The organism is Bacteroides celer, assembly GCF_002632415.2.
Classification (GTDB): domain Bacteria; phylum Bacteroidota; class Bacteroidia; order Bacteroidales; family Bacteroidaceae; genus Bacteroides.
On sequence record NZ_CP178209.1, the window covers coordinates 2626698 to 2650253 of the forward strand.

A 23556-nucleotide genomic window follows, 5' to 3' on the forward strand; every position below is an offset into this window, starting at 1 on the left:
TTTTTTAGAATACCATTAATACCATGAAACGAATACCGTTTTTGTTGATACCCGGATTATCACGGTAAGTGAAACGATGTACATATTCAATGTGCAGCAACTTGAAAATGTTGTAGATACCTACACTTCCTTCGATATACGGCACTTTCGGGTCCATTACGAAACTGGTGAACTTACCGTCGCGTGTCGGGAAACGGAACAAATCGGGATTGTTGCTCTTAAACGGATTATTCTTATCCGTCAATGTTCCCCACAAGGCACGTACGCGGAACATTTCCCTCCATTTCAAGTTCTTGATAAGGGGAATACGGTTGAATAGTTTTCCATTCATATCATAAGATAATGACATGGAGGCGTAACGGTCGTTCAGGAATTCCATGTTATTAATCAAGTTGAACGTTTCGCGCTGGGTGATGTAGGACAAGTTAGCTTCCGGCAAGATCAACAATGGGAAAGGAACCGTGTTCCATTCTGCGCCTGCTTTTAAGCTACAGTCAATCTTTCCCCAGGAAGAGGGAAGCCAGAAACGTTTCCACACACTTGCTTCCGTACGGTTAAAACTGTAATCTCCGCCTAGTACTCCTTTGAAACCCATGGCGTGAGTCAATGTAAAGATAGGAGCATCCAGCGATACGGGCACGCGGCGTTGTTTGGAGTTGACAAATGATTCGCCCGGAGCATAACGCAGCGTCAGACTTGCTTCCGAAGTCGTGACATCATGTACACGGGTTTGTGCGGCATCATTGCGCAGATATTCCAGTTTGCCGGTAGGTTCGTCGTTGCGATGGCGCAGCATGGCTTTCACTCCGAATCCTGTCAGCGTTTCAAGTTCATAATTAATGGTGGCGTCACGCATATACGACATTTGGTCTACTGTCGTTGTTTTTACCGACAGGAAGATATTGTCTTTATCCGTGAACAGGAATTTATCCATCGGAGACATTACGTCATAACTGTACGTAGCCGAAAGATAATGTTTCGGGAATTCCCAGACTACATAATCGCGTTTATTAAACGAATAAGTCACCGTACCGCTATATTTCCAGCGTTCGTCTTTCAGACCGTAAGCTCCGTATCCGTTCAAGAACCAGTGTTTATGGAAATGAGCCGTTGTCATGCCGCTCAACCGGAAACGGGTACCATCAATGTAGTTGCTCGAAATCATGGTGTTGATAGGGCCGATATCCACTTTGCTCGGATGGCCTTTGCTTCCTGTTTCCACAAAGTTTTCAATCAGTGCTTTCGCTCCGAAGATGATGTACTTGAATCCCGGTATCTGTTCGAGGCGGTTGACGAATACATCCATCGAGCTTTCTTTCTTCGTCAGCGGTACTTGACGGACACTTGCCCAATATTCATCGCTTTTCGAAAGCATATCCGCTTCTTTTATCACGCTGCCTTTCAACCGGAACAGTCGTTGTTCGATAGGATCGAATTTATAATTACTATATTTTGTAGTTCGTTCCACCTGCAATCCGCCTGCCGTTTTGTTGGAATTCCAGGATAGGTCTACGGTCATGTCATCATCCGCCAATACCCAGTTGCCGTTAGGAAGTTGCTCGTACTGTTGCACGATGTCCATGCGGTTGACGAAGTTTACCCCTGTCTTTTTAGGCAGGTTCATCGTACACTTCTGAACGGCATAAGTAGAGTCGTTCAATACGTAAAGATGTCCGGTGAATCCGAAGTCCTGCGAGTTTTGCGGAACAAACGTGAGGTGGACACATTCGCGCCTGTTTACCATCAATGTGTCCATCAGATAATATTTATAAAATGAGATGGCATTGTTACCGATAGGGCTCACGAAGCGCTGTTGGAGCAACCGGATATCATCGTCGTAGATATTGATGTCAGCAAATACGTCTTTCAGTACAGTGCCGAGCATATCTCCTGTGGAGAAGAATTCTTCTATACCATTGGAGTTCTTGCCTTTGATGATCGTTTTTTTGTTTTCGGGATTTTTGCGATAGATGGTTTGCGAAGCCGTCTCCTGTACGGAAATCGGGAGAATCAATTTATTGGTTGTTTCCGAAACTTCCACCTGATCTTTTAGGAATGAATATTTCTTGTAGATTCCTTTTTCCAGTTTTTCCGGCGTGAGGTCGTTGATAGACATCTTCATTTTCTCGTACTTGTCGTACTGATAGTATTCATTCACTTCAAGGACTTGTGCCTTTTTGTGTTCGATTACTTTCTTCATGAATTCGACTGCCGGGTTGTTTTTACGGGAGTATTTTTCTTTTTGAGGTTTCACTACAACCTCGTTCAGGAGCACATTATCCGGAGCCAGCTTAACGTTTACCGTCTGATTGTTGGAACCGACTTTAACTGTTTTACTGATATAACCTACAGCGGAGAACACAAGAGTTCCTCCGTTTCTGCGGGCTTCAAGATTGTATTCTCCGTCAATATTGGTGATGGTACCCATATCTCTCTTTTCCTGATAGTAAACAGAGATATACATCAATGGCTCGTGGGTAACAGAATCAGTGACTACCCCTTTTATTTGCTGCGCAAAAGCATTTGAAGCTGCCAATACGAGTAAGAACAGTATAAGTATTTTGCTATATTGTTGTTTCATAACGTACGTAGTAGGGCGCAAAGTTAACAAATAACTCTAAGGATAACAGAATATATAACTTTTTTTACCCATCGTTTTTTGTTGTTTACAAGCTTTGGTTGTCCGTCAATGAAAGGGAATGGGGCAATTCACCTTTCGATAAATTAGTTTCCCGCGTAGATAGTGATTGTTTCTCTATGGGAAACCTTTGTTCCCCCTATGGGGAAACTCTTGTTTCTCTACGGGGAAACAACAGTTCCCTTACGGGGTAAATAAAGTCTTCCGGCATGAAATGGAAAGTAACGTGCCGGAAGATGAAATGTATCCCTGTAGCAGTACTATTTTTTATCAGTCAATATCTGCACGATACGTTCTGCTGTACGCCCGTCCCAACGCTCGGGAAGTTCGCCTCTTTTCCATTCACCTTGCATCAGGGTGTTCATTGCTTTGGCAAGCAGGGCAGGATCTTCCCCGACAAGTTCGTTGGTTCCCATGCGCCATGTTTCGGGATGTTCGGCATACGTGTTGAGCGTGATACATGGAATACCCATAAATGTTGCTTCTTCGGCCACATTGCCCGAATCCGTAATGATTCCTTTTGCCTTGTTTATCAGATAACCGAAGAACAGGTAATTCTGTGGCGGCATTATGTGGAGGTTCGGAGCTTCGATGCCTAATTCTTTGATGGCATTTCGTACGTATGTGTGCAGCGGTGCTACGATAGGCATACCGGCAGATTTTTCAATGATTGTTTTCAGCAACTGACGCAGGTTTCCTTTGTTGTTCAGCAATACGCGACGGTTGAGGGTGAGCAGGAGATAATTTCCCTCTTGCAGTCCCAATACGGAAAACCATATCGGTTTGAGCAAACGGTTCCGGTTGTAACGAACGGTATCTATGAGAATGTTGCCTACATAATATACATTTTCACTTTCCGTTCCTGTCTGGTTCAGGTTGCGGTTGGCAACCATGCCGGCAGTGAATAGATAGTCGGATATTCCATCTGTAATCATGCGGTTGACCTCTTTCGGCATCTTCATGTCGAAAGAACGGGTTCCGGCTACGAGATGCGCTACCTTGATTCCTTGTTTCTTAGCAACGATGGCACAGCTCATGGTGGCAGTCAGATCGTCTACCACGAGAACTACGTGTGCCGGATTCTCCGTCAGTTCCTGTTCGAAGGCTATCATGATTCCGGCTGTCAAACTCGTTGGATTACTGCTTTCCACTCCCAGATAAACATCGGGAGCTTTCATATCAAGGTCCGAAAAGAGAGAAGCATCCAGACTTGTATCGTCTTTCCTTCCTGTATATACCAGTCGGTAAGAGATACTTTTACCCAGCGCCCGTGCGGCCTCAATAGCGCGTGTAATGGGAGCTATCTTCATAAAATTGGGGCGTGCCCCCGCAACAATTGTTATTTTCATATTGTTTCTATCTTATTCGGTTTAATTCGTGAAGCAAAAGTACATTTTCTTACGGAATTTATTTGTTACTTTGCATACAAAATAACAAATATATGCCCACATTCGTTCAAATTCTTGATTTTATAGGCACATTTGCCTTTGCTATTAGTGGCATCCGGCTGGCTTCGGCGAAACGTTTCGACTGGTTCGGTGCTTATGTGGTAGGACTTGCTACAGCTATCGGTGGCGGTACCATCCGTGATGTCCTGCTCGATGTGACACCGGGATGGATGACTGATCCCATATATCTGATTTGTACGGGACTGGCTTTGCTGTGGGTGATCTGTTTCGGACGTTCGCTCATACGGCTCAATAATACTTTCTTTATTTTCGACACTATCGGCTTGGCATTGTTTACCGTGGTAGGTGTAGGCAAGAGCATTGCTTTAGGCTATCCTTTCTGGGTGGCGATTATCATGGGTAGCATTACGGGAGCAGCAGGTGGAGTGATTCGTGACGTTTTTATCAATGAAATACCTCTCATTTTCCGAAAAGAAATTTATGCAATGGCCTGCGTCGTAGGTGGTATTGCATACTGGATTTGCGACGCCACAGGTCTGGAATCATACGCCTGTCAGTTGATTGGCGGACTGGCGGTATTCCTGACCCGCATCTTAGCTGTCAAATATCATATCTGCCTGCCTATATTAAAAGGTAGTGAAGAGCCGGAAGAATAAGGACGGCATTACTTTTCCTCCTTTATATCCAGTTCTCCCTGAAAACTAATGGACTGACGGTTTTGCATATTGACATCGATACTTGCCGAACCGTTGGGGAAGACTTTGGCTCTGAATTCATATCTGTCTTCAGGATTACGTGCAACGAATTTGATAACGGCATTCCCTTTCTTGTCCATTTCCATATTATATTCTTTAAGGATGGCTTTGAAATTCAGTCCGTCACCTCCGCCATACGGGATGCTATAAGCCCGTCCATAATAAGGCAAATAAGAAATAACAGAATCATTTCTGATTGTTAGTGAGTAGGAAGATGTCAAAGGGATGGAGCGTCCGCGCATCGGCATGGCAGTATTGACATCTATCTTGTAGTTTTCTGATTCAATCAGTTTCTTTACCGCTTCTTTTTTCTGTTCCTTCTTTTCCTTCTTACTTTGAGCCGAAAGGGTAGGGATTCCCATTAATAAGGCTAATAACAGCATAAAGATTTGTTTCTTCGTTCTCATATCTGTTGTATTTAGGTTGATGTATATATGTATAACAACCAAATATACTAAAAAGACAGGGATACTTCTGTTTCTTTTAATGAAAATTAAACAGAAATCCCTGTCTTTTATAAGTTTAGCCCGATTTAGAACTGTTCCAGTATTTCAATTCGCTTTTCGATAGGAGGATGAGTGGCGAACAACCCGCTAAGTCCGCTGAATATACTTTTAGAATTCTTTTTGGGATTCTGAATAAATAATTGTGCCACGTCTTTCCTTTCTACTGCCTCGATGGCAGGGTCTGCCGATATTTTGCGGAGAGCGTTGGCCAGTGCTAATGGGTTTTTCGTCATTTCTGCCGAACCTGCATCTGCCATGTATTCGCGTTTGCGTGAAATGGCAAAGCGCATCAGGCTTGCGAAGAGATAGCCGATGGCGGCTATCACTAAAGCGATAAGAATAAAGAGGAACACGCCGCCGCTACCTTTATTGTTACTACGCACGCGTATGTGCGTGATGGCATAAAATGTGATTTCTGTCAGCATGGAAAAGATCCCGACAAAGACGATGGAAATAATCAGCAGGCGCACGTCACGGTTACGGATGTGACTTAGCTCGTGCGCAATTACCGCTTCCAGTTCTTCATCATTTAGTTTCCGGATGATACCTTCCGATAGGGTAACGGTGTATGTGCGTTCGTTGATACCGCTGGCAAATGCATTCAGGGAACTGTCATAGATGATATTGATTTTCGGCATTTTCATGCCTTGAGACATACAAAGGTTTTCCACCAGATTATAAACTCGTTTATTCTCCCGACGGTTCAACGGCTTGGAACCGGTGGCGGAATTGATAATACTTGTGTTAGCCCAATAGGCAATCAGAAACCAAATTAATACGATCCCCATGGTATATGGCAACGAAGAGAAGAAGAAATGATTGACCATTGGCATTATTTCTATTTCCATACTCTTTCCGTATCCAAAAAGAACCAACAGGTAACAGGATAAATAGAGGAGTGCCGCTACGAGACAAGGAAACAGGAATAGCAGAAACGCAGAGCGCAGATTATTCCGGCTCTGCTGTGTTTGGATTCCGACGTATTGCATGCGTGTTCGACTTTTGTAATTGGATGGACGGTGTAAATAAAGGTTTTAGAAACTAATTTTAGGTGCCTGCTCCAGATTCGCACGTTCGTTTTTTCCCAAGTCGAACATTATTTCTCTTTGGAATCCGGTCATTCCTGCTATTATATTCGACGGGAATGTCTGCACGGCATTATTGTATTCTTTAGTGGCCGAGTTGAAGTAGCGGCGGACAGCAGCCAGTTTATTTTCTACGTCAGAAATTTCTTCCTGTAATTGCAGGAAATTCTGATTAGCTTTCAGATCGGGGTAAGCTTCGAGGGTAATCTTCAATCCGGCAAGAGCGGAGCTTAATTGGTTTTCGGCAGCTATCTTATCGTCAATCGTTTTTGCACTGACTGCACCGTTACGTGCCTGAATCACCCGGTCGAGCGTTTCTTTCTCATGTGCGGCATATCCTTTCACTGTGTCTACCAGTTGTGGAATGAGATCATGACGTTGTTTCAACTGCACATCGATGTCGGCAAATGCGTTTTCACGATTGTTTCTCAATTTCACTAATGGGTTGTACATGGAGGCGAAAATAATGCCCAGCAATACAATAATTCCTACAATAATAAGTATGGTCATAGCCTTTTGTTTTATTTAGTAATATAAAATCAAAAGTAATCTATTTGGTTCTTTTAACCAAGAGATAGAGAATATATTTACTAAATACCACCTAAAAACTATCAGAAAGCACCTAAAATCTATCATTTGATAGAATAACCCCCTAAAAAATGACGAATTATCCCCTGTTGGATACACAAAATACCTTTAAACTTGCAAATGTCGAGAAAAAACGAATATTAACCATAAAACCATTAAAGTATGAAAAGTTTAAGTTTCAGAAAAGATTTAATTGGAGTACAGGAGGAGTTGCTTCGTTTCGCTTATAAATTAACGGCCAACCGTGAAGAAGCAAATGATTTATTGCAGGAAACATCTTTAAAAGCATTAGACAATGAAGAGAAATATGTTCCGGACACAAATTTCAAAGGATGAATGTACACAATCATGCGTAACATCTTTATTAATAACTACCGCAAAATAGTACGCGATCAGACCTTTGTTGATACCACTGATAATTATTATCACTTAAATCTGCCACAAGATTCAGGATTTGAAAGTACCGAAGGTGCTTATGACCTGAAAGAGATGCATCGCATCGTCAACGCACTCCCCCGGGAGTATAAGATTCCTTTCTCCATGCATGTATCAGGTTTCAAATACCGTGAGATTGCAGAAAAATTAGGATTACCATTAGGTACAGTGAAAAGCCGTATATTCTTCACCCGTCAACGTTTACAACAAGAGTTGAAAGATTTTGTATAAATGAGGATAACGCATACAAACAAGCTTATAAGCAAAAGGAGCAAGGGGATAGATCCTCGTTGCTCCTTTCTTTTTATTTATGATTCAATTATCACTTGCCTTTCTTGTTTTTGCTTTTTTTCTTTTCTACGGCTTTTTCTTCAGATGGAAATTTAGGAACCAGATTCATCAGCCGTAATATCTGATTTTGTCGTTTTAATATGTATGACGAAGGTTTCGCCGAGTTAAACCGTATCGGATTGGGCAGAGTAGCGGCGATAAGTGCGCATTGTCCCCGGGTCAACTGGGCAGCTGTTGTTCCGAATTTGACCTTTGCGGTAGCTTGCGCACCGTAGATGCCATTTCCCATTTCTATAGAGTTGAGATAGACTTCCATGATTCGTTCTTTCGACCAGAACAGTTCGATGAGAAACGTAAAGTAGACTTCGAGTCCCTTGCGTACCCACGAAGATTGCGGCCATAAGAACACATTCTTGGCTGTCTGCTGACTAATGGTGCTTGCTCCGCGTTTCCGTTTGCGTGTTTCGTTCTCTTTCATCGCTTTCTTGATTTCTACAAGATCGAATCCGTTGTGTTCGGCAAAACGGTTGTCTTCGGAGGCTATGACCGCCATCGGCAGGTTGGGAGATATCTTATCAAAAGAAACCCACGTGTGCTTCCACGTGGGTTTATCTCCTGAAAAAATCTGCTGAACGCTTCGGATAACCATCAACGGAGTGACATAAACCGGCATAAACCGATACACAATCACTGCCAACAGAGTGGATGCAAAGAAGAAAATCAGCAGGTTGCGCGTATAGCGCAGAATTTTTTTAATTAGCAGCTGCTTGTGCATCTTTAATCATTTGTTCACTTGCGTACATGTATACTTCTACACGACGGTTTTGTTCGCGACCGGCAGCAGTGTCATTGCTTGCAACGGGATCGCTTTCACCCATTCCCTGTACACCTTTGATCTGATTGGTGGAAACACCACAACTCAACAAATAACTAGACACGCTCTGTGCACGTTCTTGTGACAAGTTCAGATTTTTCTGCTGGCTTTGTGCGGCAGTGCTGTTTTTCCAGCCCTGGTTGTCAGTGTATCCGTAGATAGACACGTCCATATCCCGGTTCTGATTGAGCACATTGTTGGCAAACTTGCTTAAAGCAGATTTAGCAGCAGCACTTAGATTTGCATTACCGGTAGTGAAAAGAATACCCGAGTCGAATGTTACTTTCACGGCTTGCAATCCGTTGTTGTCTGTTATCTGTTCTACTTGTGCGCCTTCAATTTGTTTTGCTTCTGCTGCTGCTTTGTCCATCTTCTTACCGATAAGAGCACCCGTACCTGCACCTACTGCCGTACCGATAGCAGCACCAATAGCGGCACCTTTACCTTTACCGATAACACCTCCCAGGATTGCACCCAGTGCAGCACCCGAACCACCACCGATAGCAGCACCTTTACCAGTGTTGTTCATACTTCCACAGCTACCAAATATCATGGCAATACTCATGAAGAGAACCATAAATTTCATCTTGTTCATAATGTTGATGTTTTTTTTAATTGGTTTATAAATAATGTTTTTATACGAATCGCTTCGTATTATAAATAACAATGCAAAGATACATATTATTTGGCAAACATGTACTTTTTAAGTTAAAATAACTCGGATGAATCCCTTTGTTTGTTAATAAAGGAAAACGAACATTATCCTTTTATCGTTGAAGGAATACTTAAGCACTTCTTTTTGATAATAATGAACCAACTCAAAAGAATTAAACCTTTGGCAACGGTGGTGACGCAGACTGCCCACCAGATTCCTTCCACTCCCATACCCATCCGTACAAACAGGATAGCAAGCGGAATACGCATATAGTTGCAACTGATGCTGATAATGGCAGGGGGTATTGTGCGGCCGATGCCGTAGAAAACTCCCTGCATGGTGATTTCGAGCATCATAAAGAGCTGGGAATATCCGTCGATACGAAGGAATACACCTCCGGCTTCGTAGGCCGCCTGTTCGGGGACGAATATGGCAAAAACTTCATTCCCGAAGAACACGAATAGCAATGTACAGAATGTTCCGAAGATTCCCGTCATCCATAAAGTCGTATACCAGGCTCTAAGTACCCGTTCCACTCGTCCGGCAGCGTAGTTTTGGGCGATGAAGGCACTTAGTGCGGTGGAGAATCCCTGTGAGGTATTCCAGGTGATTGCTTCAATTTGCCCTCCGGTGGTGAAAGTCATCAGTCCGATGTGTCCTCCCTGTTCCGAGGCGGTGCGGCAAAGGAACATATTGACGAAAGCAAATAGCGTATTCAAAGTAGCCACGGGCAATCCCAGTTTAAAGATTCTCCGTGTATATTTTTTCTTTAGCTGCGTGAAGAAAGGGAAACCGCCAAGCAGGGCATCCCGGCAACGCAACTGATAGACGAAAATCAGGAAAACGCTTGCTTCCGCAATCCAGGTAGCGTATGCCGCACCATTGGTTCCCAGCCCGAAACCGAAAATGAAGAGCGGGTCCAGAATGATGTTCAGTATCAATCCTGTGCCGCTGATAAAGAACGGGACTTTACTGCGCCCTGCCGCATTATAAATTCCGGTGAAGGCAGCGGAAAGGAAAATAAAAGGCAATCCGGTAGAAATAATCCGCAGGTATTGGATGGCATTGGCCGTAATATGATCCTCGAGTTCATAGATGCGTATGATAGGTTCTGCAAATATAAAAAGGAGTGTGCCCCAACAGATGGAAATAATCAAAGCAATCGTGATGTTATGAGATGCGAAACTGCGGGCATCTTCCTGGCTTTGCGCACCGATGGATTGTCCGACACTCACTTCAGATCCCACCTTATTTAATAAGGAGATAGAACCGGACATCCAGGTCAGGATTCCGACAGAACCGATGGCGGCTACGGCTTCACTTCCCAGTCGTCCTACCCACGCCATATCTGTGAGGCTATATGCCATTTGGATAAACGACGTTGCCATGATCGGCATTGCCAGATTAAACAGTTGACGGTTGATAGGGCCTTGTGTCAGATTCTTTATTCCTTGCATATAATTTTTCTAATCAAAATGGGGTGCAAAGATACGCAAAATTACTATCTTCGCGCATCTAATTATTCATTAATCAAAGTACATAGATACTATGAAACAGAAATTTTCTACTATTTTTATCTTGCTGCTTCTCTTTTTTGCTGGTTCACGAGTGGTAGCGCAAAATGCTCCGAACCCTTTTGATATTGAACAACCTTCACTTCGCGTATTTCTTCCTGCGCCGGAACTGGCTACAGGACGTGCTGTGGTTGCGTGTCCGGGAGGTGGATATTCACATTTGGCATTCGAACACGAAGGCTGTGATTGGGCGCCCTATTTCAATAAACAAGGTATTGCATTGATTGTGCTAAAATACCGGATGCCGAATGGTGATCGTACATTACCCATTTCGGATGCTGAAGCAGCAATGAAATTGGTGCGTGACAGTGCCAATGTCTGGAATTTGAACCCGAATGACATTGGTATCATGGGCTCTTCTGCCGGTGGACATCTGGCTTCTACCATTGCCACTCATGCTAAGCCCGAACTTCGTCCGAACTTTCAGATTCTTTTTTATCCTGTGATTACGATGGATAAATCTTATACCCATAGGGGCTCTCACGACAACCTTTTGGGAAAAGATGCTTCTGCTGAATTGGAACTTGAATATTCTAATGAAAAGCAAGTGACGAAAGATACACCGCGTGCTTTTATCGTATATAGTGATGATGATAAAGTCGTTCCGCCTGCTAACGGAGTTAATTATTATTTGGCGCTGAACAAGAACAATGTTCCTTCAGTGCTTCATATTTATCCTTCCGGTGGACATGGATGGGGAATTCGCGAGGGTTTCCTCTATAAGAATGAAATGTTGGACGAACTGACGTCTTGGCTCCGTAGTTTCAAAGTACCTCATAAAGATGCTATCCGTGTAGCTTGCATTGGAAATAGTATTACGTATGGAGCACGTATCAAGAATCGTGATCGTGACAGTTATCCGGCCGTGTTGAGCCGTATGTTGGGAGAGGCTTATTGGGTAAAGAATTTCGGAGTCAGTGCCCGCACTCTGCTGAACAAGGGCGATCATCCTTATATGAATGAAAAGGCTTATCAGGATGCGCTGGCTTTCAATCCTAATATCGTTGTTATCAAGTTGGGTACGAATGACAGTAAATCATTCAACTGGAAATATAAGGCCGACTTCACGAAAGATCTGCAAACGATGGTCGATGCTTTCAAAGCGTTGCCAGCTCAACCGAAGATTTATCTTTGTTATCCTTCTAAAGCCTATCAGACCGGTGATAATATCAACGATGACATCATCTCTAAACAAATCATTCCGATGATAAAGAAGGTTGCCAAGAAAAATAACTTGTCTGTCATCGATCTTCACGCAGCAATGGACGGAATGCCCCAATTGTTTCCGGATAAGATCCATCCGAATGAAGAAGGGGCTAAAGTGATGGCAAAAGCTGTTTATCAGTCCTTGAAAAAGTAAAATAAGGAACTTGACGATTGTAAAATTTCCGGTTGAAATAATCTCTTTTAGAGAAAGTTTTAACCGGAAATTTTTTAGTTTAATCACAAATAATCTTCTTATAATATGCTAAAAAAGTGTCTTTCTGAAAGTTAGATTTGTTACCAATCTGTATTTTTGCGCCCGAAAAATAATAAAATGATAAATAGCGTTATGAATAGACTACAAGATTTTACCTTTTTCTCGCAGTTGATGGCTAACGCTAATATGGGGTGGTGGAAAGCCAATTTATCAACTGCGAATTATGAATGTTCTGACTTTATAGTAGAGTTATTAGGTCTGGATCAGACCGGAGTTATTAGTTTTGAAGATTTCAATAAACGTATTCAGAAAGAGGAACAACTTTCTACAACAGTTCATTCTTATGGTGTGTATCAACGACCGGAGGTGGTGTATTTGCTTGATACGGTGAAAGGAGCTGTTTGGGTACGTAGCAAGGTATGCTTTCAAGAAACGGATGAAGACGGAAACGAAGTCATTTATGGTATATCTGAAGTGCAAGATGGTCCTGATATGGCATCTGCTTACCAAGCTTTGCAATACAGTGAGCGTCTCTTATCTAACATTTTCAAGTGTTTGCCTATTGGTATCGAATTATACGATATGGATGGGGTATTGGTGGATTTGAACGATAAGGAATTAGAAATGTTTCATATAGAGAAGAAAGAAGATGTATTGGGTATCAATATTTTTGATAATCCTATTTTTCCGAAAGAAATGAAAGAACGGCTGAAGAAAAATGAAGATGCCGACTTTACTTTCCGTTATGACTTCTCGAAGGTTGGATCGTATTATCAGAATACCCAAAAACAGGGTACGATTGATCTGATGACTAAAGTGACTACATTATATAATAGTGAGCATCAGCCAATAAACTATCTATTGATTAATGCGGATAAGACAGAAACAACGGTAGCCTATAATAAGATTCAGGAGTTTGAGGAGTTTTTTGAATTGGTCGGTGATTATGCCAAGGTCGGTTATGCTCATTTCAATATTTTGAGTGGACACGGCTATGCCCAAAAAAGCTGGTACAGAAATGTGGGTGAAGCGGATGAAACTCCGTTGTCCGACATCTTTGGTACGTACCGGCATTTCCATCCCGATGACCGTGCCTTGTTGATTCGGTTTTTGGACGACGCACGAAAGGGACTTACTACCCAACTTAGCAAAGAGATGCGTGTCCTTAGGGAGGATGGCACATACACATGGACGCATGTCAATCTGTTAGTAAAGAAATATGCCCCGCAGGACCGGATTATCGAAATTATCAGCATCAATTATGATATCACAGAACTGAAAAGGACAGAAGAAATGCTTGTCAAGGCACGTGATAAAGCTGAAGCGTCCGATCGGTTAAAGTCTGCTTTCCTGGCTAATATGAGTCACGAAATCCGTACTCCTTTAAATGCTATTGTCGGCTTTTCAAGCCTGTTGACTAGTACGGAAAGTGCAGCGGAAAAGGAACTATATAATTCTCTGATTGGACATAACAACAAACTATTATTAAATCTGATTAATGATGTAATTGATCTTTCTAAAATAGAATCCGGTTATCTGGAATTGCGTCCGGACTGGGTTAACCTTACCGAGCTTCTTGACGAGAGTGTAGCGGAGTATGCTCATCAAGTACCATCCGGCGTTGAACTTCTGACTAACTATCCGGCACATGATTCTCTGGTAGAACTGGACAAATTGCGTATCAAACAGATCTTGAGTAATTTCCTTTCGAATGCCTTAAAGAACACTACCACCGGACACGTGGAAGTCTTCTATGAGGTAGATCACCAATCTGTCAGAATCGGTGTTAAAGATACCGGTCGGGGCATCCCACAGAATATGCTTGAAAAGATATTCGAAAGGTTTGAAAAGTTGGATTCCTTTGCTCAAGGGGCCGGTCTGGGCTTACCTATCTGCAAATTGATCGTCGAGAAGATGAACGGGCGGATATTAGTCGATTCCCAACTGGGGATAGGTACTACTTTTATAATCGAATTACCGTGTCGCTCTATGCTTGTTGAATAAGTATATGTGAAGAACATTAAAAGAAAAATCCCTTGATAACGACTGATTATCAAGGGATTAATTTTATGTTTTGTGATCCGCCTGGGGCTCGAACCCAGGACCCCAACATTAAAAGTGTTGTGCTCTACCTGCTGAGCTAGCGAATCAATCCTACAGTGCTTTCTTTCGAATGCGGGTGCAAAGGTAGAACATTTTTTTATAACTCCAAAAGAATTCAAACATTTTTCTTATCTTTGTGCCATTATCAACAATATATAATCATACATTATGGCTGCTGACGATAAAAAAATTATCTTCTCAATGGTAGGAGTGAGCAAAGCTTTCACTCCTAATAAGAATGTGCTGAAAGACATTTACCTGTCGTTTTTCTATGGAGCGAAAATCGGTATTATCGGTTTGAACGGTTCCGGTAAATCAACGTTATTGAAGATCATCGCCGGTTTGGAGAAATCCTATCAGGGAGAAGTGGTGTTCTCTCCGGGATATTCCGTGGGTTACTTGGCACAGGAACCTTATTTAGACAACACAAAGACAGTAAAAGAAGTAGTAATGGAAGGCGTGCAACCCATTGTTGACGCACTGACAGAATACGAAGAAATCAATCAGAAGTTCGGTTTACCGGAGTACTATGAGGATCAGGATAAGATGGATGCTCTTTTTGCCCGTCAGGGTGAACTGCAAGATATCATTGATGCGACTGATGCATGGAATCTGGATAGCAAACTGGAGCGTGCGATGGATGCTCTCCGTTGTCCGCCTGAAGATCAGCCGGTAGAAAACCTGTCCGGAGGTGAACGTCGTCGGGTAGCTTTATGTCGTTTGTTGTTGCAGAAACCGGATGTGCTCTTGCTGGACGAACCTACCAACCACTTGGATGCAGAATCTATCGACTGGTTGGAACAACATCTTCAGCAATATGAAGGTACGGTTATTGCCGTGACGCACGACCGTTACTTCCTCGATCATGTTGCCGGATGGATTCTCGAACTAGACCGTGGTGAAGGTATTCCCTGGAAAGGTAACTACTCTTCCTGGCTGGAACAGAAGACAAAACGCATGGAAATGGAAGAAAAGACCGTCAGTAAACGTCGCAAAACACTGGAACGTGAGTTGGAATGGGTGCGCATGGCTCCGAAAGCCCGTCAGGCAAAGGGTAAGGCACGTCTTAACTCTTATGACAAGTTGCTGAATGAGGACGTGAAGGAGAAAGAAGAGAAACTTGAAATCTTTATTCCGAATGGTCCGCGTCTGGGTAATAAAGTCATTGAAGCGAAACAGGTGGCCAAAGCATACGGCGATAAACTATTGTTTGACAATTTGAACTTTATGCTTCCTCCTAATGGTATTGTTGGTGTGATCGGTCCCAATGGTGCGGGAAAAACGACACTGTTCCGTCTGATTATGGGATTGGAGACAGTAGATAAAGGAGAGTTTGAAGTAGGAGAGACTGTAAAGGTGGCGTATGTAGACCAGCAACACAGAGATATTGATCCGAATAAGAGTGTTTACCAAGTAATTTCCGGTGGCAATGAGTTGATCCGCATGGGAGGACGTGACATCAATGCGCGTGCATACCTTTCCCGTTTCAATTTCTCCGGAGGCGATCAGGAAAAACTTTGCGGTGTACTGTCCGGTGGTGAAAGAAACCGTTTACACTTGGCGATGGCTTTGAAAGAAGAAGGCAATGTACTGTTGCTCGATGAGCCTACCAATGATATCGACGTAAACACACTACGTGCTTTGGAAGAAGGTTTGGAAGATTTCGCCGGCTGTGCAGTAGTTATCTCGCACGACCGTTGGTTCCTCGACCGTATCTGTACACATATCCTTGCTTTTGAAGGAGACTCCAATGTATTCTACTTTGAAGGTTCTTATTCAGAATACGAAGAAAACAAAATGAAACGTTTGGGAAATGAAGAGCCGAAGCGTGTTCGTTATAGAAAGTTAATGACTGACTAGTATAAAGTAATAGATTGAAGCATTTCTAATGCTTTCTGTTTCAAAATAAAAGGCTCTGCAAATATTGTAGAGCCTTTATCATTTTATAAGGTAGTGAAACGTTTATCTCTCTTAAAAAATTGTAGTATAATCGTAATGTAGTTCTAAATATTATTAATTATATTTGTGCACAGTTTTTAAAAGCAAACAATTTATATTAACTAATCAACTACATTTATGTTAAAGAGAATGCGATCTTTTTTAGTGGCGGTGATGCTCATGGTCATTGCTACCGTTAGTGCGCAGGTTACCACTTCTAGTATGAGTGGTAAGGTTACAGCACAAGATGAACCTATCATTGGAGCGACTGTGGTTGCAATCCACGAGCCGTCAGGTACACGTTATGGTACAGTGACTAATATCAGTGGTCAATTTAATTTGCAAGGTATGCGTACCGGTGGTCCTTACAAAGTTGAAGTTTCTTATGTTGGTTATCAGACTGCTATTTATAAAGGTGTAAATTTATCGTTAGGAGAAGTATACACTTTAAATGTAGTTTTAAAGGAAAGTTCTGAATTATTGGATGAAGTTATAGTAACAGCACAGAAAACAGTAGAGAAGATGGGGACTGTAACGAATGTGAGTGAGCGTCAGTTAACGACATTGCCTACTATTAATCGTAGTATTACTGACTTTACTAAACTTTCTCCTTATGCGGGTGGCAGTAATTCTTTTGCCGGACGTGATGGACGTTATAATACAATAACTGTGGATGGTGCAGCTTTGAACAATAATTTTGGTTTGAGTACTAATAATTTGCCGGGTGGAGATGCGCAGCCTATTTCACTTGATGCAATTGATGAAATTAGCGTTAATGTTTCTCCTTATAGTGTTACGTATTCCAATTTTACGGGAGCTTCTATTAATGCTGTAACCAAGAGTGGTACAAACGAATTAAAGGGAACAGTTTATACATATCAGAAACCAAAGAATTTTATAGGAAAATCTATTAACGATGTTGACGTTCCTAATGTGGAAAGTTATAAATCCAGTTTGTATGGCTTTACATTAGGAGCTCCGATAATAAAAAATAAACTATTCTTTTTTGTAAATGGAGAATTAGAAAATAGTACTAGCCCTGGTATTTTGTGGACTCCTAGTCAAGAAGAAGTTGGAAGTGGGGATAATCAAAATCATATTTCTAGAACTTGGATAGAGGATTTGAAGACAATAAGTGATTTTGTAAAGGATAAATATGGATATGATCCGGGAAGTTATGATAAATTTGATGATTTCGAGAGTAAAAATTGGAAGCTTATGGCTCGTTTGGATTGGAATATTAATAAAAGTCATAAACTGTCATTACGTTTTAACACAGTGAAATCAGAAAATGATGCTAGTATTAGTTCAACCTCTTCGGTAATCACTAAAGCTAATTCAAACCGTTATGGGGTTGATGCATTTGCATTTGGAAATTCCAACTATGGTTTTAGAAATATTGTAACGTCTCTTTCCGGTGAGTTGAATAGCAATTTTTCTTCTTCAGTACAAAACAAATTATTAGTGACTTATACCCATATCCGAGATTCTCGTACAACTAAGGGAGATGCGTTTCCAATGGTTGATATTTACAAGGACGGTAAGCAGTATATGACATTGGGTACAGAATTGTTTACTCCTTTTAATGATGTCGAGAATAATGTATTTAGTGTTACTGACAATGTAACTATTAATAAAGGAAACCATTTGATAACTGCCGGTGCAACATTTGAAAGACAGTATTTCATGAATTCATATTTACGTGCTCCTTATGGATATTATCGTTATGCTTCAATAAAAGATTTTATGACGGGAGAAAAACCGATGCTGTATGGCATTACTTATGGATATAATGGAAAAGACGCTCCGGGAGCTGAACTGACATTTGGTATGTTGGGAGCTTATGCACAAGATGAATATTCTATTACACCTAATTTAAAATTGACATATGGATTACGCTTTGATTTACCGTTATATTTTGATGATTTGTTAGGGAATGCGGCTATCAAAGAACAGTCATTTAATGGAACGAATGTTGACGTATCCGAATGGCCGAAAAGTAAATTGTTAATATCTCCTCGTTTAGGATTTAATTGGGATATAAAAGGTGACCGTTCTATTGTTTTGACTGGAGGTACAGGCTTGTTTACAGGGTTATTACCATTTGTATGGTTCACTAACCAACCGACAAATGCAGGTCAGATGCAAAATATGGTCGAATTTGAGACTTCGGAATTACCGGCAAACTTTGCTTTTAATCCAAATTATAAAGAAACTCTTACCCAAAATCCGGATAAGTTTCCATCAACTCCGGGAAATGAGGTCCCCGGTGCTATAGCTTATGTGGATCCGAATTTTAAAATGCCTCAAGTTTGGCGTAGTAATGTAAATGCAGAGTTTCAGTTACCTTATGGATTTATGCTTTCTGTTGGTGCTATGTATACACGTGATATATATAATGTTGTTCAGAAGAATATGAACGAAAAGGCCCCTTCTGGAACCTATAATGAACAACCGGGACGTGTATATTGGACTAAGAATAATTACTATGACAATCCTAAGACGAAAACCGTTATACAGTTGACTAATGGGGATGAAAAAGGTTATCAATATTCTTTTAATGCAGTATTAACGAAGAAATTTGATTTTGGCTTTACAGGTTCATTTGGGTACACTTATACAATGGCTAAAGATATGACGGCAAATCCAGGTTCATCGGCGGCTTCAGTATGGCAGAATAATGTTGCAGTTAATTCATTGAATGATCCGGGTGTCTCTTATTCTTTATTTTCTACCCCGCATCGTTTGATAGCTAATGCTTCTTATGAAGTTGCTTATGCGAATATGAAAACGACTGTTTCTTTGTTCTATACAGGTTACCAACAAGGACGTTTTTCTTATACCTATTCTAATGATATGAACGGTGACGGAAACTATTCCGATTTGATGTATGTGCCTGCTTCTAAAGAAGAAATGACATTTGTGGATATTAAAGATAAACAAAATAATGTGACTTATTCGGCGGTAGACCAACAAGAAGATTTTTGGAACTATGTAAATAATGACTCTTATTTGAATGATCACAAGGGGCAGTATGTAGAACGTGCTTCTTCTTTAGAACCGTGGATTCACCGTTTTGACATGAAGATAGCACAGGATTTTTATGCTAAGATTGGTAGCCGTAAGTACGGTATTCAAGTAAGTCTTGATATGTTGAATATTGGTAACTTATTAAATTCGAAGTGGGGGGCTTATCGCTCTTGCGGTTTGCAGAGTTATGATAATGTAAGGTTGTTAAAAACAGCAAGTAAGGTAGGAGAACCTCTTACTTATCAGATGAATGCATCTTCTCGCGAGGTGTTCCAGAAAAATTCTAAATGGGATTATACTGCTTCTACAGGTAGTGCATGGCAGATGCAGTTAGGCGTTAAGTTTACATTCTAGAATATTTATATAAAAAGATGCTTCGTTCAATAAACGGAGCATCTTTTTTATTTCATCCTCATCACCACCGGATTATGGTCGCTATAATTAAGATCCGGCGAGAAGTAATCCGTGCTATTCAGTTCCGGTGAATGGAGAATATAGTCGATTCTCAACAGATGCTTGAAGTACTTGAAAGTATACATATACCCATGTCCGCTCGTTTGAAAGCCATCCTGCAACTTATCACCTTTTACAGTGTGATAAACATACGAAGACGGCAGAGAGTTAAAGTCACCGCAGACTAGAGTAGGATAGGGGGAGGCGGCTATCAGTTGCTTGAGAAGATCAGCTTGTACGGCCCGTTTCCGGAAATTCTCATGTAAGCCGTCGATAAGTCCCAGGGTAGCATGTTCCACTCTTTGGGAATCATCCGTACGAAGTCCCTTTTCCAGTTTGCGCTTGTTCTGGCTTACTTCCGTTGTTTGGAGATGATTGTTGAACAGGCGGATGGTGCGACCATTGATTTCAATATCACATGCAAGACTGCAATTTTTCGAATCAGGATAGATGATAAGATGCTCCTCCTTGATAGGATAACGGCTGAAAACAGCCAGTTGCAACAGATTTTTCCCTTCGGGCGAAGAAGGAATATAATGATACGGCCAATTAGAAAGAGCTGCGGATATACTATCGATGCCAAACTCATCGTTTATGCCAAATTCTTGAAAACAGAGAATATCTGCTTGCAGGTTTCTCATGTAAGAAGCAATCTCCTTGCATGAGTAGCCGGTATGCTCGTGGTTAAAGGCATCGACGTTGTAAGTAGCAACCGTCAACACCCCCGGAGTATATACATTCATTTTAACCATCGGTGACGAAGCCGGACTGAAAAAAGGCGATTGTAATACACAGCTCATATACCCCCAATTGCTGAATATAGCAATCAGAGGGATGAAAACCCAGCACCGCCAACGAATCGTCCAGTAGATAGCAGAAGCAAGATTAGCCAATAAAAGTATCGGTAGTACCAAACCGATGAAAGGCATAAATTTGAAACTATCCGGTGCGGCATTGCCTACGAAAGCACCCGCAATGGTAACTCCTGCCAAAATACTGGTCAGCACGATGGATATGTAATAAAACAGTCTGTAAAAGGCTTTCATTTAATCTAAATTATTTGCTGGTTATATCATGAGGGATTAAGCTCTCTACGAAGGAAGCAACCATTTATGAATCATTGCTTTCAACTTATCATCCGCTATTGGTTTAGCTATAAAATCATTGCACCCCGCTTCTTCAGCCGCTTTCCGGTCCTGTTCGTATGCAAAGGCACTTTGAGCAATAATAGGAACAGTGGCAGACAGTTCACGGATGATTTTTGTAGCTTCCAGTCCGTCCAGATTCGGCATCTTGATATCCATCAAGATAAGATCCGGTTTCACCTCATCGAACATCGTGACAGCTTCCATTCCGTCATGCGCACGTATAAGCCGATGTTCTTTACCTAGAATGGCCTCCAATAAGTCGAAATTGCTGTCCGTATCTTCGGCAACCAAAATACAGGCATGCCGTGTATTTGCAGAATTGTCAACACTCGAATCAGCAGTTTTTCCGGCAGATGCTATTCCAGCGATGTTTCCTTCACCATTCTCTTTCTTTGAAGAATCCACATTTGCAGGATTTGCAATCGTGTATGGCAAAGTAAATGTAAACGTCGTTCCCTTACCAAATTCGGAGCTGACGGAAATCTTGCCCCCGAGCCGTTCAACGATAGACTTACAGATAGATAATCCCAACCCAGTGCCCTGTGCATGATTGTTTAGCTTGGTAAAACGTTCGAACACAAGACCCACTTTCTCCGGCTCAATTCCTGTTCCGGTATCCGTTACGTGGAAAACAATCTGGTTATCCACCAGCTTATAACCATAACTGATACTTCCTTCTTTCGTAAACTTAACAGCATTCCCAATCAGATTCGAAATCACCTGGAATACCCGATTCTTGTCCGTCTCAATCATCAGACTCTCGTCCGAAGACTCATAGACAAGGCTTACTCCCTGCGGAGTACGGAATATATGAGCATCGTGCACTTCCCGGCAGAGATTATGTAGACTGGCAGGTCCGAAAGAAAACTCAATAGTCCCCGATTCAATCTTCGAGAGATCGAGAATCTCATTGATGAGTTGCAAAAGACGCTCGTTGTTCGCGTTTACGATGTTGTAGTACGTCTTTCGTTCTTCCGCATCATCACTTTCGGCAATGAGATGCGAGAACCCCACAATAGCATTCAGCGGAGTACGTATCTCATGGCTCATATTGGCAAGGAAAGCCGATTTCAAACTATCAGACATTTCTGCTTTTTCCTTCGCAGACAGTAGCTCCCGCTTCATCATTTCCAGTTCCGTGACATCCCATTCGATGGTGACGATGATAGGCGAAGACAGTTCGTCCCCATCCACCCGGATTTTCCGCTTGTCAAGGATAATCAGGTTTCCGTTCCGATCCTTTCCTTCCACCGTCCAGTGCATACCTTTTCCGCTGGTGGCCACTTGAATATCCTCCTGTCTCTTCTTCTCGGCCACGGTAGGCGGATAGAAATCGAAGTCATTCTTACCGACAGGATCGTTCTTGTAAAGATCGCGGTTATAAGCCTCCTGATTTCGATAAATGTACCGGAAATCATTGTTGATTTCCTTCACTACAATCCCGGCAGGGAGATTATTGATTGTCGTATCCATGATTTGATTGAGCCGTTTGATTTGGGCTTCGTATCGAATCCTCTCGGAAATATCATGAGCAAACGACCAGTAACTTTCTTCTCCGGAGTCATTGGTGACGTTGTACATCGTACCTTCGTAAGCCAATATACCTTTATTGATTTTCGATGGATGATGAGCCACAAAGTTGCTGCTGCCACCGTGTATGACATCTTTACAACGTTCGTCCCAAGCCTCTTGCGTAGGTATATCTGCGGCGACATTGTAGATTTTCAACTGACTGATATCCTCACTTTCGGGAATACCGTGATTGTGCAGGAAACGACGATTGGCGAAGATGATCGTACCATCGGGTCTGGCGGCAAAGATACTTTCTTTGGCGTTGTTGATGGCATGAGTCAGTGTATTGATGTCATTTCTGCGATGCTGTATGTCTGTGATGTTCTGGATATAGCCTTCGATGTTGAAACTACCGTCGGAGCGCTGTTCACGCAGATAAGTCTGGATACGCATATAGAAGATTTCTCCGTTCAGGCGGACACGGTAGCTGATGCTTTCCATGTTGAGTTCTTTTTCGTTCACCCGACACCATTCCATAAAACTCTGACGGTCTTCTTCTACAATCAGTTCCACATATTTCTCAATGGCAAGGTTTTGCACATTTTCCTCGCACAAAACACCGGTATATCCAAGATAATGAAAAATATTCTGTTTCGTATTGTACGTCCATTGTCCTATCTGGGCTACCTTTTGGATAGCCCGCAGGGTGAGATTTGCCTGTTCCAACTGTCTTTTTACGTTGCTTCTTTGCGTGATGTCGCGATATTGGCAAAGCACCATACCGTCATAAGGGAACATGAGGCATTTGAAGTAAAAAGTTTCGCCTTTCAGCACCAACTTGAAGTTCTTGCTGATGCTTCTTTGTTCTTCGAGTACAATCTGGAAGATGGGCATCACCCTCTCTCTCGTATATTCTGGTAAAAGCTCAAATATATTTTTTCCTAAAAGTATATCCTCTTGCAGAAACCATAGATCACAATGAGGCTCAATGTCTACGCAGACTCCGTGCCTGTCAACCAATAGCATTGTATCTGCCGTCAGTTTCAATATTCTTTGTGCGTTATTCGCATCATGTAATATTCTGTTCATGTCTGTTTTTTATTAGATGATAGAGACTTATGTCTTATAATTAAGGATAACAA

15 protein-coding genes, 1 tRNA gene and 1 pseudogene are annotated in these 23556 nt (G+C 41.9%); 6 read left to right on the forward strand and 11 right to left on the reverse strand.

The window, feature by feature from the left end:
- Nucleotides 1-4: 4 nt before the first annotated feature.
- Both CJF29_RS10555 and wecB read right to left on the reverse strand, forming a co-directional pair.
- On the reverse strand, nucleotides 5-2581 hold the full coding sequence (locus tag CJF29_RS10555; protein ID WP_074557271.1) for a DUF5686 and carboxypeptidase-like regulatory domain-containing protein: 2577 nt from the start codon (nucleotides 2579-2581) through the stop codon (nucleotides 5-7).
- Between the two features lie 317 nt (nucleotides 2582-2898).
- On the reverse strand, nucleotides 2899-3987 hold the full coding sequence (wecB, locus tag CJF29_RS10560) for a non-hydrolyzing UDP-N-acetylglucosamine 2-epimerase (RefSeq protein ID WP_074557142.1): 1089 nt from the start codon (nucleotides 3985-3987) through the stop codon (nucleotides 2899-2901).
- A gap of 92 nt (nucleotides 3988-4079) precedes the next feature.
- On the opposite strand from wecB, the gene CJF29_RS10565 reads away from it, so the two are divergent.
- Complete coding sequence (locus CJF29_RS10565) at nucleotides 4080-4703, forward strand: trimeric intracellular cation channel family protein (RefSeq protein ID WP_074557143.1); 624 nt, start codon at nucleotides 4080-4082, stop codon at nucleotides 4701-4703.
- Between the two features lie 8 nt (nucleotides 4704-4711).
- Here the strand turns inward: CJF29_RS10565 and CJF29_RS10570 are convergent, their stop codons facing one another.
- The 3 genes from CJF29_RS10570 to CJF29_RS10580 all read right to left on the reverse strand — a co-directional run bounded on the left by CJF29_RS10570 (nucleotide 4712) and on the right by CJF29_RS10580 (nucleotide 6903).
- Nucleotides 4712-5209: a DUF4251 domain-containing protein gene (locus CJF29_RS10570; RefSeq protein ID WP_074557144.1), complete on the reverse strand. Its 498-nt coding sequence runs from the start codon at nucleotides 5207-5209 to the stop codon at nucleotides 4712-4714.
- A gap of 125 nt (nucleotides 5210-5334) precedes the next feature.
- On the reverse strand, nucleotides 5335-6297 hold the full coding sequence (locus CJF29_RS10575; RefSeq protein ID WP_074557146.1) for a M48 family metallopeptidase: 963 nt from the start codon (nucleotides 6295-6297) through the stop codon (nucleotides 5335-5337).
- A gap of 45 nt (nucleotides 6298-6342) precedes the next feature.
- Nucleotides 6343-6903 (reverse strand): LemA family protein, encoded by a 561-nt coding sequence (locus CJF29_RS10580; RefSeq protein WP_099145808.1) that lies wholly within the window; start codon nucleotides 6901-6903, stop codon nucleotides 6343-6345.
- Nucleotides 6904-7143: 240 nt separating this feature from the next.
- Between CJF29_RS10580 and CJF29_RS10585 the strand changes: the two are divergent.
- Nucleotides 7144-7647, forward strand: a pseudogene (locus CJF29_RS10585) (RNA polymerase sigma factor).
- 91 nt (nucleotides 7648-7738) lie between these two features.
- Here the strand turns inward: CJF29_RS10585 and mtgA are convergent.
- The 3 genes from mtgA to CJF29_RS10600 all read right to left on the reverse strand — a co-directional run bounded on the left by mtgA (nucleotide 7739) and on the right by CJF29_RS10600 (nucleotide 10693).
- Nucleotides 7739-8482 carry a monofunctional biosynthetic peptidoglycan transglycosylase gene (gene mtgA, locus CJF29_RS10590; RefSeq protein ID WP_004306355.1) on the reverse strand — a complete coding sequence of 248 codons (744 nt, stop codon included), beginning with the start codon at nucleotides 8480-8482 and terminating at the stop codon, nucleotides 7739-7741.
- The gene (locus tag CJF29_RS10595) at nucleotides 8460-9176 is read right to left on the reverse strand and encodes an OmpA family protein (RefSeq protein WP_004300348.1); all 717 of its coding nucleotides are present in this window, start codon (nucleotides 9174-9176) and stop codon (nucleotides 8460-8462) included. The genes mtgA and CJF29_RS10595 overlap by 23 nt, the downstream gene beginning before the upstream one ends.
- A gap of 164 nt (nucleotides 9177-9340) precedes the next feature.
- Nucleotides 9341-10693: an MATE family efflux transporter gene (locus CJF29_RS10600; protein WP_099145807.1), complete on the reverse strand. Its 1353-nt coding sequence runs from the start codon at nucleotides 10691-10693 to the stop codon at nucleotides 9341-9343.
- A gap of 91 nt (nucleotides 10694-10784) precedes the next feature.
- Here CJF29_RS10600 and CJF29_RS10605 point away from each other — a divergent pair, with 91 nt between their 5' ends.
- Both CJF29_RS10605 and CJF29_RS10610 read left to right on the forward strand, forming a co-directional pair.
- Nucleotides 10785-12170, forward strand: a complete 1386-nt coding sequence (locus tag CJF29_RS10605; protein WP_099145806.1) for a GDSL-type esterase/lipase family protein — start codon at nucleotides 10785-10787, stop codon at nucleotides 12168-12170.
- Nucleotides 12171-12362: 192 nt separating this feature from the next.
- Nucleotides 12363-14234 (forward strand): PAS domain-containing sensor histidine kinase, encoded by a 1872-nt coding sequence (locus CJF29_RS10610; RefSeq protein ID WP_099145805.1) that lies wholly within the window; start codon nucleotides 12363-12365, stop codon nucleotides 14232-14234.
- 73 nt (nucleotides 14235-14307) lie between these two features.
- On the opposite strand, the gene CJF29_RS10615 is transcribed toward CJF29_RS10610, so the two are convergent.
- Nucleotides 14308-14380, reverse strand: a tRNA-Lys gene (locus CJF29_RS10615).
- A gap of 121 nt (nucleotides 14381-14501) precedes the next feature.
- On the opposite strand from CJF29_RS10615, the gene ettA reads away from it, so the two are divergent.
- Both ettA and CJF29_RS10625 read left to right on the forward strand, forming a co-directional pair.
- The gene (gene ettA, locus CJF29_RS10620) at nucleotides 14502-16193 is read left to right on the forward strand and encodes an energy-dependent translational throttle protein EttA (RefSeq protein WP_099145804.1); all 1692 of its coding nucleotides are present in this window, start codon (nucleotides 14502-14504) and stop codon (nucleotides 16191-16193) included.
- A 216-nt stretch (nucleotides 16194-16409) separates the two neighbouring features.
- The gene (locus tag CJF29_RS10625; RefSeq protein ID WP_099145803.1) at nucleotides 16410-19655 is read left to right on the forward strand and encodes a TonB-dependent receptor domain-containing protein; all 3246 of its coding nucleotides are present in this window, start codon (nucleotides 16410-16412) and stop codon (nucleotides 19653-19655) included.
- A 47-nt stretch (nucleotides 19656-19702) separates the two neighbouring features.
- On the opposite strand, the gene CJF29_RS10630 is transcribed toward CJF29_RS10625, so the two are convergent.
- Both CJF29_RS10630 and CJF29_RS10635 read right to left on the reverse strand, forming a co-directional pair.
- Nucleotides 19703-20800, reverse strand: coding sequence for an endonuclease/exonuclease/phosphatase family protein (locus tag CJF29_RS10630; RefSeq protein WP_074557158.1), 1098 nt, complete (start codon nucleotides 20798-20800; stop codon nucleotides 19703-19705).
- Between the two features lie 45 nt (nucleotides 20801-20845).
- Nucleotides 20846-23503 carry an ATP-binding protein gene (locus CJF29_RS10635; RefSeq protein ID WP_099145802.1) on the reverse strand — a complete coding sequence of 886 codons (2658 nt, stop codon included), beginning with the start codon at nucleotides 23501-23503 and terminating at the stop codon, nucleotides 20846-20848.
- Nucleotides 23504-23556: the final 53 nt, after the last annotated feature.